Annotated in this window: 9 protein-coding genes; 2 read left to right on the plus strand and 7 right to left on the minus strand. The window is 56.4% G+C overall.

Features of this window, described 5'->3' with window-relative positions; all coding sequences use genetic code 11:
- Positions 1-133: 133 nt before the first annotated feature.
- The 7 genes from A3850_RS02275 to A3850_RS02300 all read right to left on the minus strand — a co-directional run bounded on the left by A3850_RS02275 (position 134) and on the right by A3850_RS02300 (position 6,096).
- Entirely contained in the window at positions 134-490 is a 357-nt protein-coding gene (locus tag A3850_RS02275) for a hypothetical protein (RefSeq protein ID WP_068213794.1), read from the minus strand.
- Positions 468-692 (minus strand): hypothetical protein, encoded by a 225-nt coding sequence (locus tag A3850_RS20070; protein WP_157500829.1) that lies wholly within the window; start codon positions 690-692, stop codon positions 468-470. The genes A3850_RS02275 and A3850_RS20070 overlap by 23 nt, the downstream gene beginning before the upstream one ends.
- 373 nt (positions 693-1,065) lie before the next feature.
- A complete protein-coding gene (gene mnmE / locus A3850_RS02280) occupies positions 1,066-2,463 on the minus strand; it encodes a tRNA uridine-5-carboxymethylaminomethyl(34) synthesis GTPase MnmE (protein ID WP_068213797.1) in 1,398 nt (465 codons plus the stop codon).
- Entirely contained in the window at positions 2,463-3,614 is a 1,152-nt protein-coding gene (locus A3850_RS02285; protein ID WP_068213800.1) for a PAS domain-containing sensor histidine kinase, read from the minus strand. The genes mnmE and A3850_RS02285 overlap by 1 nt, the downstream gene beginning before the upstream one ends.
- A 134-nt stretch (positions 3,615-3,748) precedes the next feature.
- Positions 3,749-4,495 (minus strand): ribonuclease III, encoded by a 747-nt coding sequence (rnc, locus tag A3850_RS02290; RefSeq protein WP_231915272.1) that lies wholly within the window; start codon positions 4,493-4,495, stop codon positions 3,749-3,751.
- Between the two features lie 8 nt (positions 4,496-4,503).
- Positions 4,504-5,769 (minus strand): beta-ketoacyl-ACP synthase II, encoded by a 1,266-nt coding sequence (gene fabF / locus A3850_RS02295; RefSeq protein ID WP_068213803.1) that lies wholly within the window; start codon positions 5,767-5,769, stop codon positions 4,504-4,506.
- Between the two features lie 87 nt (positions 5,770-5,856).
- Positions 5,857-6,096 (minus strand): acyl carrier protein, encoded by a 240-nt coding sequence (locus A3850_RS02300; RefSeq protein ID WP_068213806.1) that lies wholly within the window; start codon positions 6,094-6,096, stop codon positions 5,857-5,859.
- Positions 6,097-6,330: 234 nt separating this feature from the next.
- On the opposite strand from A3850_RS02300, the gene A3850_RS02305 reads away from it, so the two are divergent.
- A complete protein-coding gene (locus tag A3850_RS02305) occupies positions 6,331-11,589 on the plus strand; it encodes a gliding motility-associated C-terminal domain-containing protein (RefSeq protein WP_068213808.1) in 5,259 nt (1,752 codons plus the stop codon).
- Between the two features lie 325 nt (positions 11,590-11,914).
- A complete protein-coding gene (locus A3850_RS02310; RefSeq protein WP_068213811.1) occupies positions 11,915-13,216 on the plus strand; it encodes a glucosaminidase domain-containing protein in 1,302 nt (433 codons plus the stop codon).
- The last annotated feature ends 19 nt before the right edge of the window (positions 13,217-13,235 follow it).

Below are 13,235 nucleotides of genomic sequence, written 5' to 3' on the forward strand. Positions count from 1 at the left end.
TAGTTTGTAGACAGGAAGCTTTGGAGGCTACAGCATAAACAGTTTCAACTTTGCCCAAGCTTTACTGAAAGTTACGCATGCTGCTGGCGGCAGGGGCCAAAGATAGATGGAACTCTTCACCAACGTTGGCCCCCTACAAGGCCAAATACTCCCGCAACTTACGTTTAATGGCCCGCTCTTCGTTGAAGGTAATTGGCGTGGCAGAGTTGATCTCCACATTTCGCCGTGGCATCGGGAAGGCACCGGCAATTGCAATAAAGACCGACTCCTGAGAAGGTGGCGCCTCAGCGTGCACTCGCGCTCGGATGGGTACACTTATGTAAGCCCCTTCGTCGCGGGAGTTATCGTAAACCGGTAAAATGGTGATGGATTTTTGGTACTTATCGCGGCAGGCATCATCGCCAGCAATCACGAGTACACGGCCGATCGGGCCAAGGGGAGTGGACAGGGTGTAAAGGTGGTAGGGCTTAAAATATGTCTGAGAAGTCATCTGGTGAGTTGAGAACAAAGTGAAAAGCCGCTTCGGCAAATTCTTCCATCACTTTGCAATCTTCCAAGTGGGCCCGGTGGGCTCGCTCTTCTTTCGTCGCCATTTCAAAACGTGCACCGGTCGGCTGTGCATTTATTCCTGCAGGTAGAATTCCGGGTAAACTGGAGTCTGCTTGCGTTCCGTAGTCTGAAAACTTAGTCACTAGATCATCTTTAATTCCTGCCGCTATCGAGAATTCTCGGCGGCATTTGCGTATTAGCAAGAACACGAATCTAAGCGTAAGTTCTTGAATCAGACGATACTACGTAAGTAACAAAAGCTAGGGAAAGACAGAACGTAATCAAATAAGCTACACTCTGCCGCCCAGAAACGTGGGCAAAATAATAAAACAGGGAAATCGTGCGAAAAACGAGGCTTGGTGTGAGCGCAAATAGTGAATACTAGTAATGTCACGGTTCCGTAAGAAAGTTTCTTCCACCGCTCATTTTCTTCTCCAGACTCGACAAACGCCACGCCCGCTCCGATAAATGTTCAGTCTCTGACTGCACTACGATCGCCTCGATTCCATGGCGACGCTACTTGCCGATGCAGAAATTAGAGAAGATATTCCCCAATAGGTCATCCGTCGTGATCTCTCCGGTGATCTCTCCTAGTTCCCGGAGTGCCTGACGGATATCCATCGCAATGAAATCCTGGCTGATGCCGGAGCCCAATCCACTTAGCACGCGTTCAAGGGCTTGATCCGCGCGGCTCAACACGTCGTAGTGGCGGGCATTCGAAAGGATGACCTGCTGCTGATCAAGGCGCCCTACCCCACCGGTAGCAGCATTCAGCAATGTCTCCTGTAGATAAGCCAGATTGCTCTTATCCCTGGCCACCATCGGAATGAAACGGTCTTCCGGAACGGCAAACTTCCCCCCGTAGGATTCTCCAAAATAGTGCTCGTACTTCGTGTAGGGGTTGAGGTCCATCTTGTTGGCCACGACGACCAGTTCCATGTCCTCCCGGTACAGCCGATCCAGGTCCGACGCCAGCGTAACGGGGTCGGTCTCGATGACGTCAAATACGTAAACCAAAACGTGGCTGGAGGCCACGCGCTCCAGCGCCCGCTCCACACCGATGGCCTCGATCTGGTCCGTCGCTTCCCGGATACCCGCGGTATCCACCAGGCGGAAGGTTACCCCGTCGATGTTGATGGTTTCTTCAATCGTATCCCGCGTCGTTCCGGGGATATCGGATACAATGGCCCGCTCCTCGTTCAGCAGCGCGTTAAGCAGGGTGGATTTCCCCGCATTCGGCCGGCCGGCGATGACGGTTGTCACCCCCAGTTTAATGGTGTTTCCCAATCGGAAAGAAGTCGTTAACGCTTCGATGCGGTGGCGGATCTTTTCTACCAACTCCCGCAGATCGTCCCGGTCAGCAAACTCGACGTCCTCTTCGCCAAAGTCCAGCTCCAGCTCAATCAGGGAGGCAAAATTTATGAGTTTGGTCCGGAGTTCCTGAATCTCATTACTTACGCCACCGCGTAATTGGCCGAGGGCGATCCGGTGGGCGGCGGCGGATTCACTGGCGATAAGGTCGGCGACGGCTTCGGCCTGGCTCAAGTCCAACTTACCGTTCAGGAAGGCGCGTTGGCTGAACTCCCCTGGCTGGGCCATCCTTGCTCCTGCGTCGATACAAAGCTGGACGATCCGGCTAAGGATGTAAGGGCTTCCGTGGCAACTAATCTCTACGGCGTCCTCCCCCGTATAGCTGGCCGGGGCGCGGTACACGGTCGTCACGACCTCGTCCACCAGCTCACCATCGGGCGCCGCCAGCCCCCCGAATATGGCTCTTCGGGCTTTGCTGCGCACCAGCGACAGCGCCGGAAACAGCGTATCCGCCAACTCTATACAGCCGGCTCCGGACAGGCGGACGACCCCGATGGCCCCTTCTCCGGGCGGGGTGGCAATGGCGACGATGGGTTCTTGCATCAGACTTTGGGTAGGGAGATCGTGAAGGTAGTACCAACCCCGGGCGCCGAGCGGCTAACCTGGATCTTACCGTTGTGGTACTCGTGGATGATGCGGCGCACGAGGCTTAAACCAAGGCCCCACCCCCTTTGCTTGGTCGTGAATCCAGGGTTAAACACCTTGCGAATATTCTTGGCCGCAATACCCTTGCCGGTATCGGTGATGTCAATAAATACCTTCCCCCCATTCTCACTGATGAGGGCGGAGATCTCACCCGAACCGTCCATGGCGTCTAGCGCGTTGCGCAGTAGATTTTCGATGACCCAGTCAAAAAGTAGGGGGTTGATTCCCACCATCAGGTTACCAGCATCCGCCGCGGGGAAGTTGAATTTTACCTTACGCGGCGCGCGCTTTTCCATGTACTCGCGGCACTTGTCCATCTCCTCGAAGATGTTCGTGGGTACGAGTTCGGGGGTGGCGCCAATCTTGCTGAAACGGTTGGCGACCATGGATAGCCGATTGACGTCGCGGCCCAATTCGTCACTCACTTCCATGAGATCCTCGTTGTCGCCGTACATCATTTTCAGGTGCTCCACCCAGCCTAGAATTGCGCTGATGGGCGTACCTAGTTGGTGAGCGGTTTCCTTGGCCATCCCCACCCAAACGAGGTTTTGTTCGGCCCGGCGAGACTGATTAAGGCCAATGTAGCCCAGCAAAATGAACGTTGAGACGAGTAACAGCAGCACCACCGGGAAGTACCGCAACTGCACCAGGAGCCGGCTTTCGCCGTAGTAGATCAGCTGCACGTCCTGCCGGATGGGGACGGATCCGTTATCAATCCACTGCTTCAATTGCGCTTTTACGCGGCCGGTATCGACCGTCCCCATGTTATAAAATGCGTCGATGTGGCCGTCCATACTCACCAGGATGGTAGGTACGGTTTCCATGGCGTCCAGAATGTCGAGTTCCATGCTGACGTCGTCTCCCGTGTCATCCAGCGTCAGCAGGTTGAGGCGTTCCGTGGCGGTATTCGCCATGCGCAGTTGCCGGTGCTCGATCTCGGAGAGTTGGGTTGCCAGATTATTCGTGTACCAAACCGACACCAACACCACTACCATCCCGGCAATCCCCAGGTACAAAGGCCAGCGTGTGGAGGTTTTAAGAAGGCTCATGGTGGTACGATCTCTGCTAGAAACGCTAAAATAGGGCGGCCGGTATCCATCCTTGAGCCAAAGTGTTTTCCCTCAATGCTGAATAGCTGGGCGCTGCCGCAGGTGCCATGAAAAGGGCAAGTGTTGGGATAGAGCTAACGGCTGACTTTGATCCCCATATCAACCAAGGCCCGTTTGCTGGCGATCTGTTCGGCACTCTTTTTATTGAAGTCTTCCCCCACGGCCACGCGGCGCCCGTCAACGTTGACGGCTACCTTAAAGCGATCGCGCTTATCCTGTTTGAAGCGTTTAACGACGGAGTAGTCGACCTTGCTGCCATTCTTCTGGCAGTGCTCCAGCAACTGGCTTTTGTAGTTATCGTCGAAGGTTTCCAGGTGCTCGATGTCCACGTAGTTACGCAGCATTTGGCGGACGACAAACTGGGTTGTTTTCTTGTAGCCCCGCTCCACGTAAATGGCCCCGACGAGCGCTTCGACGGCGTTGCCGAGCATGGACTTGGCGATGCGGACGTTGTTGTAGGTGCTCAGCAATTCGTCGAGCCCCATGTTGTCACCAATCGTATTCAGGCTGTTCCGCTTGACGATCTTGGAGCGCATCTTAGTCAGGAAACCCTCATCACCCAGCGGGTACTTCTTGTAGAGGTACTCCGCCACGATGGTACCGAGGACGGCATCCCCCAGGAATTCCAGGCGCTCGTTATTCTGGCCGCCGTAAGGTTTGTCTTCCTTTGCCGTATCGCCGTTGTTGCTCTTGTGCTGAAACGCCAGCTTGAACACGTTCAGGTACGCGGGCGTAAATCCGAGCAAACGCCGGAGCCGCCGGACGAATTCACGTTCCGGATGGAGGAAATAATTATAGAATCGTCGGACGGTCTTTATCAAACCAGAGCTTATGCGTTAAACCGCTTGAAGACGGTAGCGGAATTGTGCCCGCCAAAACCAAAGGTATTACTTAATGCAACATCCACCGTTCTTTCCTGCGCTTCGTTGAAGGTGAGGTTCAGTTTCGGGTCAATGTCCGGATCATCATTGAAGTGGTTGATCGTCGGCGGTACGAAATTGTGGTTGATCGCCAGAATACAGGCGATCGCTTCAATCGCTGCTGCGGCCCCCAAAAGGTGGCCGGTCATTGATTTTGTGGAACTGATGTTGAGGCCATACGCCGCTTCCCCGAAGGCCAGTTGGATGGCTTTAAGCTCCGCCGTATCCCCGATTGGGGTGGAAGTACCGTGGGTGTTGATGTAGTCCACGTCCTCCGCTTTGAGGCCGGCGTACTTCAGGGCGTTGGTCATGGCCATTTTAGCACCCAGCCCTTCCGGATGTGGTGCGGAGATGTGGTAAGCGTCGGAACTGGCGGCGTATCCCACTACTTCGGCGTAGATCTTGGCACCGCGCGCCTGGGCGTGTTCCAAACTTTCCAGGATTAGAATACCGGCGCCTTCCCCAAGGACGAATCCATCACGCTCCGCATCGTAGGGGCGGGAGGCGGTTTTCATGTCGTCATTGCGGGTGCTGAGGGCCTTCATGCTGTTAAAACCACCGATGCCTACCTGGGTGACGACGGCTTCGGCACCACCGCAGACCATCACGTCGGCGCGGTCCAGGCGAATATCATCGGCCGCCGCTGCGATAGCATGTCCTGCGGAAGCACAGGCACTCACCGTGGCGTAGCTGGGCCCGCGGAGGTTGTGGGCCATACTGATGTGGCCAGCCCCCATATTGGCGATCATCTTGGGGATCATGAACGGATTGTAACGGGGCGTTCCGCTGCCGTTGGCAAAATCCGTAATTTCTTTTTCGAGGGTACCCAGGCCTCCGATCCCACTCGCGACGATGGCGCCGGCGCGGTCGGGGTCGAGCTCAAAGACCGACTCTCCTTCTCCTCCGTAAAATCCAGCGTCTTGCATGGCTTCCTGGGCGGCGTAGAGTGCCATGACGATGTAACGATCGAGGCGGCGGATCTCGCGTTTGTCGAGCCGATCCGTGGCGTCCCAGTCCGTGACTTCGCAGGCGAACTGAGTTTTGAATTGTTCCGCATTGAATTGAGTGATGGGCTTGGCACCGCTTTTACCGGCCTTGAGGCCTTCGAGGTACTCCCCGACGTTATTGCCAATGGCTGTGAGGGCGCCAATGCCGGTTACAACTACTCTTTTCATGGGTGGGTATTTTATTTATAACAACGCCGCCCGCGGCCGTTTGAAGGGCACAGCGGGCGGCGATGGTTTTTGGAGAGACGGGGAGAATTACTTCTCGACGCTGCTTTCCAGGTAAGTGACGGCCTGGCCGACGGTTTGAATGTTCTCAGCCTGCTCGTCGGGGATGCTGATATCGAATTCCTTTTCGAATTCCATGATCAGTTCAACGGTATCGAGCGAGTCCGCGCCGAGGTCGTTGGTGAAGCTTGCTTCGGTGGTAACTTCTGCTTCGTCGACGCCAAGTTTGTCGACGATGATCTGGGTTACTTTTTCTTTAATGCTAGCCATAGTATAGTTGGCGTTTGATGAATGATTTACGGGCAAAGAAAAGCACAAAGCTCTACTAAGACAAATTCGCCGCGTACAGCGAATTTTCACCGCGGTTTAGATTAGAACGGCGTAAGTATAGGTAAAGATGAGTCGACTAGGGAAAGCACTCCGGAATTCCCGTGGTAAATTGGGCTAGTTTTCTGCGCGGGCCACACCACCTTTCACCCGTAAGTACCCCAATATCAATAGGTTATGTTTTCACGAATCGCTTTCACGGTACTTTTGTTCCTTCCCCTGATTATTTGCGGGCAATCCACCGAGCAAAGCAAGTTCCCGGCACGGTTAGTACGCGATGCGGGCCAGCCGGTGACCAATGGATTGCGGAAAATGCCCTGCGACCCGGCCACCTCCCCGCTTATGGTCACGATGTGCTCCGGGGAAACGGCCAACAGCACCAATTCCAACGCCGCTGATGGTGCCAGCATGACTTGGACGGCTACCGGCTCCCAGAACCTATACTTCAGCCAGATATTCAATTCGGTCACGCTCGATACCTTCCGCATCGTGCGGGGTGGCACCTCCGACGCCACCTACGAGCCCGACGGGGATGGCAATTACACCGCCGACCTCGTCGTCGCTAACGGAACCAATGCCTGCCTCGCCCCCGGCACCTGGACGGTCCGGGTCTGGGACGTTATTGACAACGACGATGACGGCAACCCCGACGTGGACGCCGCCGGAGAGATCATTGGCTGCTACGCGGAGTGTACCTACACTTTCTTCCCCACCTGTTCCGGGCCGGTAGGCAATGCTTTCGACGCCCGAATCGACCCCGTATCCTGTGCTGGCAACGACGGCGCTCTGCGTCTGCGTGGCTTCAGCGAAAACCGTTTTTACTGCTCGGATGCCTCCGGTACCGACCTTGACGTCGAATGGACGGGGCCGGGAGGTTTTACCGCAATGACCCGCGACATCACCGGCATCGGCCCGGGAGAATACACGGCAGTTGTAACCGACTTTTACGGTTGCTCCCAGACGCGCACCTTCACCGTCCCCGAACAGCCCCAGGTAGAGATTGTGTGTGGAGCGACGACGCCGCCCAGCAGCATCTTTCAGCAAAACGGAACGGCTGCCTATACCATTAATAGTGGTCTCGGCCCCTTCAGTGTACAGTTCACCGGCCCGGCCACCGGGACGCGCAACAACGTACCCGCCGGAACCAATACCCTATTTAACCTGACGGATGGCACCTACACCCTCATCGTCACGGATGCCACTACCGGTTGCACCAGCGAGTGTATGCTGACCGTCGAACCCGCGCCCTGCCTGGTCAACTTTACCATCGACTACACCCTCGGGCCGGATGGTATCCAGAGCGTCATCATCGACCCAACGGGTGGTTCGGCCAACTTCGAGTTGACTTGGACCGGCCCCACCAATTCTACCTCCCCCGTCGGCGGTATTCCCAACAGCGGGGTAACATTGCCGGGTAGTGACTTTGAATTTGGGACCTACACTTTCACCCTGCGCGAACAGTTCCGCCCCGACTGCTCCATCGACATCGTCTTCACATTTGACCCACCCGATTGTTCGGACATTATTATCACGCCGGTACAAACCACCAATGTTAGTTGTAACGGTGGAAGCGACGGCCTCATCGAACTGGACATCAGCGGTGGGGAAAACAGCCAGATTGAATGGATGGGCCCTGGCGTCAACGGTGCCACTACCCCGCGCATTGAAAATCTCATGGCCGGAACCTACAGCTACGAGGTGACGGACGACCGCGGCTGTAGCATTACCGATGATATTGTCATTTCCGCACCGGGTCTCCTCCAACTCACCTGTACGGCTACCGACGAGACGGCGAACGACAATGACGATGGCTTCATCACGCTGGCTATTTCCGGCGGGACGCCCCCCTTCTCGCTCACCTACTCGGGTGTGGATGGCGGTGGCAATACCATTCCCGGAGCAACGGATCTTACCGTAGCTGACGGAGAAGACATTACCGGGCTTCAATCCGGCACCTACACGCTAAACCTGGTGGACGCTCAGGGTTGCCCCGCTACCTGCACCAGCCAAATTTTGCAGCCGGACTGCGACATTCCCATCTTCTGTGAGGCAACGCAGCCAATCACCTTTGGCGGCACGGGTTCGGTGACCATCACGGCGACGGATGGTTCTGATTTTGGCTACGACGTACTTAGCCAACCCGGCGACGTATTCGTCACCGGTGATCTGGAAGGGCCAAGCCCACGCACCGTCAATTCGCTGGATCCAGGCATGTATACGGTCAACGTCTTCAACTTCGGGGGATGTACCGGAACCTGCTCATTCGAGATCGTTGCGGCACCCTGCGATCTGCAGGCAACGTTTACCACTACCGACCCCACCTGCGCGGGCGGTAGCGACGGAGCCATCCTGTTGGATATCATGAGCGGAGGCGCGTCCGTCGTCATTGATTGGGAAATCGATGCACTCGACGGGCAGATCAACCCCACCGGCCTGGCCGCTGGCACCTACAACGTGATGATCACCGATGACAGCGGCTGCCCGCCGGTCAACCTTTCTATCGACCTGACGGATCCACCGGCCGTAGATGTCTTTCTGGATCAAACCACGCCAATTCTGTGTGGCGGAGAGAACACAGCCGTACTGCGCGCAAACGTGAGCGGTGGCGTTGGGGATCTCACTTACGCCTGGTCCGTGGATACCTTTCCGGACAACCCCATCGTCACCGGCGTCGCGACCGGTTCCTACTTCGTGACGGTGACCGATGCCAACAACTGCATCGGTACTTCCATGGCGTACAACGTGCTGGAGCCCACCCCCATCAGCCTGGTTTGCGCGGGGGTCAACGAAACGGAGAGCGGTAATAATGACGGCAAGCTGGGTTTCACGCTCACTGGCGGCGTAGCCCCATTCACCTTTACCATCAATGGCGACGACGTGGGCCGGCCAGCTCAGGACACCTTCCGTAACCTGGCTCCGGATACTTACGTGATCGTCGTCACGGACGGAAATAATTGCACCCAGCGTTGCGAAACAACCATTGCTGCGGGCGGCTGCGGGGCCATCGCGATTTCAATTACTACCAACCAGCCAGATTGCGATACCAATACCGGTTCGGCTACGGCTGACGTGACCGGAGCTACGGGTACGGTCAGTTACGTTTGGGACCACGGCCCCACTACGGCTACAGTTTCGGGTCTGGCTCCGGGTAGCTACCGGGTAGTAGCTACCGAAGAGCGCGGCTGTACGGTTTCTGACGACGTGGACATTGTACCGTTCACCGGTGCGCCAACGGCAAATATTGGACCGTTTGAGCCCGCTTGTGAGGGGGGTTGTACGACCATTTCCGGCACCTTTACCGGTACGCCTCCGTTTACCGTTGACTTCGTGACCGGCGGTTCGTTGCCTCCGTTCCCGCTACAGCTTCCCGTTCCGGGTTTGGCGCTTTCGCAGGAGCTATGTCCGTCGGATTTTGGGCTCCAGAATTTTGAAGGGGCAACGGTCCGTTTCACCCGCATCACGGATGCCAATGGATGTAGCGCAACGTTGGATGAGTTAAGGGCTTTCACCACCCGGGAGCCAGCCGTGGCCAACTACACCGGTACGCGCTGTGCTTTAGATACCTTATTTATTGAAGGGCGGACCTTTCAGGAGGACAACCCTACCGGAATGTTCACCTCCGTAACCCCTTCCGCCGCCGGATGTGATAGTATCATTATGGTGGACCTCTCCTTCCTTCCTCCAGCCGAAGGAGACGTCAGCCAGGAGGTATGTGGTACCGAGCCGGTGGTGATCGGCAACGAAATATTCACCCCGAGCCGCCCTTCCGGCACGGTGGTCCTCCCCGGAGCCAGTGCGCTCGGTTGTGACTCTACGGTGAGGGTCGATATCCAGTACCTGGCACCTGCGTTCAGCGCCCAAAGCCCGACTTTGTGTGCGACCGGGTCCATTACCGTTGGAAGTGAAGTGTTTGACATTGACCGGCCTTCCGGCACGGTACGATTGGCCGGGCAGGCGGCGAACGGTTGTGACTCGACCGTTACCGTGGACCTGCGTTTTGCACCGGTCACCGTTGGTGAGGTCGATACGATCCTGTTTCCCTGCCAGACCGTAACGGTTGGGGGCGTGGACTACAGCCGCGCGGTGACCGACACCCTGATTGAATTACCCGGTGCCGGCGCCGGAGGCTGTGACAGTTCCGTACTTCTGAGCATCAGCTTGCGGCCGGAAGCTACCCTGATTTTGGGTGGAACGGGATTGGTTTGTGCGGATAACGTGGCCAACCTGGAGGTGACCTACAACGGCGCCGGAATGGCCAGCTTCGCGCTTTCAACTGACCCCACGAGCCTCGTGACCATCGGGAACGGGACGACGACCGTACCCGTAACGGCAACGCCGGGAACAACCGTCTCGCTAAGCTCCGTAACCAGCACGGCAGCCTGCGCTCCGGTACCCTCCGGCGAGGTCACCATTGCCCTGACGGACCTGAGCCTAGCGATTTCTAATACGACCGACCCGGACGCCGAATGTGGCCTCGATAGCATTGGCGTCCTGACGGCGAACCCTACTGGAGGGCAGGCGCCCTATAACTTTTTGTGGAGCAACGGAAGTACCGACCCCATCCAAACGGCCATCCCGTCCGGCAGGTACTTCCTGACGGTGACGGATGCCAACGGGTGCGTAGCGACGGCCTTGGATTCGATTCAATCCAGATCCGCTTTCAGCCTGGTGGTAAATACGACGGACCCTAGTTGCCTGGACACTTTTGCGACCATCTCCATCTTCGGGAACATCGGTGGGGTGCCCCCCTTCCTGTACGACGTGAATGACGATAATTTCCGAATGGTGGATTCCTTCCCGGCGCTTCTCAGGGTACGGGCGGGGACATCGGTACTCACCGTAGAAGATGCAGTGGGTTGCCGGACGGTGCGGACCTTTGATTTTGCCCCAGCGGAACTCCCTCGAATCAGTCTGACGCCGGGCAGTGCGGTTGTGCCACTGGGAGACAGCGTGTTGGTAAGCGTTGCCGCCGCCTTCCCCGTGGACAGTTTTTTCCTGGCCCCTTCACTGGATTCTCTGGTCTTCGGCAATGAAGTCTGGCTGCAGGCCACTGGAACACCAATCTATCAATTCACTGCAACGAACGAAATTGGTTGTCCGGCTACCGCTACCTTCCAACTGGTGACGGACCGCTCAGCGCCGGTCTACGCGCCCACCGCATTCTCTCCGAATGGAGACGGGATCAACGACGTGTTCCGGCTTTTCCCCAGCAAACAAATTGCTCGATTTGATGAGCTCCTGATCTTTGATCGGTGGGGTGGGCAAGTGTTTGAAATAGCGGACCCAGTGCCCGCCTCGGAACAGTTTTGGGGGTGGCGGGGAGGCTATGAAAACGGTGATCTAGCACCAGCCGCCGTCTACCATTTCACGGCCGTAGCCACTTTGTTAAACGGTGAAAGGACAGTCCTGCGTGGAGAAGTAACACTGGTCCGTTAATGATAAATAATTGTAATACGTGTTGGGCTACCTACTGTTAACTACCCTCAATTCGTTGACACCTACGGAAATGCACTAGCATATTGCTTACAATCCGGTCATACCGCCCAAAGATTTTGCAAAATCAGTAGTCGGAAAATTTAATTTTCCCTTATTGTTCACTTTCTTCGTCCTAAACCAGTCAGCATTTGCGTTTATCCCGTTCAAGACAGAATTGAACGGCGCCGACTGATACCCATAAATTTCGTTGGCCAACGTGCCCCTACTTTTTGTTTTGTTTTGCTTTTTCTTACGACACTCATCCACAGAACTTCAAATCTTCCCAATGCTGAAATTCATCCTCCCCCTGCTGGCGGTCGTTTGCCTATGCAGTACAACTGCCCAAGCTGAGACGAGTGCCAAATCGTCCAACCAGCTCGCCTACATTGCGAAGTACAAGGACATTGCTATGCGCGAAATGCAACGCGCGGGCATCCCCGCCAGTATCAAATTGGCGCAAGGCCTGCACGAAACGGGCGCCGGCAAAAGTGTGCTGGCCCGCTCCGCTAACAACCACTTCGGCATCAAATGCGGGGGAAATTGGAAGGGGGAAGAGTACTACCGTGAGGACGACGATTACAATAGCCGTGGCCAACTCATTAAGAGCTGTTTCCGTAAGTACCGCAACGCTGAGGCCAGCTACGTAGCGCACTCCGAATTCCTACGCAACCCCGCCAAAGCTTACCGCTACGGTGCCCTGTTCCGGTTGGACCCACGCGACTACCGCGCCTGGGCGAAAGGTCTGCGCTCTTCCGGATACGCGACTGACCCCCGGTACGCGGATATCCTAATTGCTCTGATTGAGCGGTATAATTTGACCCAGTACGACCGGCCCTTCGTGACGACCCCCGAAGAAGTTACCGAGCCCGTCCGTGAGGAAGTCAGCCGCGCCGTCACCGGCATCCTGAGAACGAATGACGTTACCTACTTCGTCAGCGAAGCGCCAGTGTCTGTAGACGAAATTGCCAAGCAGGTGGACCTCAGCGTTGAGCGCCTGCTTTCCTACAACGAAGGTTTGAATAAGGACGGCCAGCAGGTAGGATCGGGCGAACGTGTTTTCCTGAAGAAGAAGCGCCGTGCTTACCGTGGCCGAGAGGCTTACCACACCGTTAAACCGGGCGAAAACCTCTACGATATTGCCCAGAAGTATGGCCTCCGCCTGAAAATCCTGGCCCGCCGGAACCGACTTGAGCAGGATTCCGACCCCGCCACCGGCCAACGCATCAAACTCCGGGGCAGTAAGGTCAAAAAGGCACCCAAGGTAGAAAGTGGCCGCCCCGCAGCGACTAATACGGGGACCACGACCAGCACTACGAATGACGGATCTACCCCACCCCGTGGGCAAGTCGTAGCGCCGCGCACCCCCCGGCCTACCGTTCGCCCGACGCCCCGGACGAACCCACCCACAACGATTACGCGCCCGACTTCTACGAATACCGGGTCTACTTCCAGTTTCCACTCCGTGAAGGCGGGCGAGACGCTGTACGCCATCAGCCGCCGCTACGGATTGACGGTGGCAGCCCTGAAGCAACTGAATGGATTGAGCACCAACAACATTTCCGTTGGTCAACAACTGAAGGTGCGCTAAGAATTTTGATTTATAGGTT

Source organism: Lewinella sp. 4G2, assembly GCF_001625015.1.
In the GTDB taxonomy this organism is placed as follows: domain Bacteria; phylum Bacteroidota; class Bacteroidia; order Chitinophagales; family Saprospiraceae; genus Neolewinella.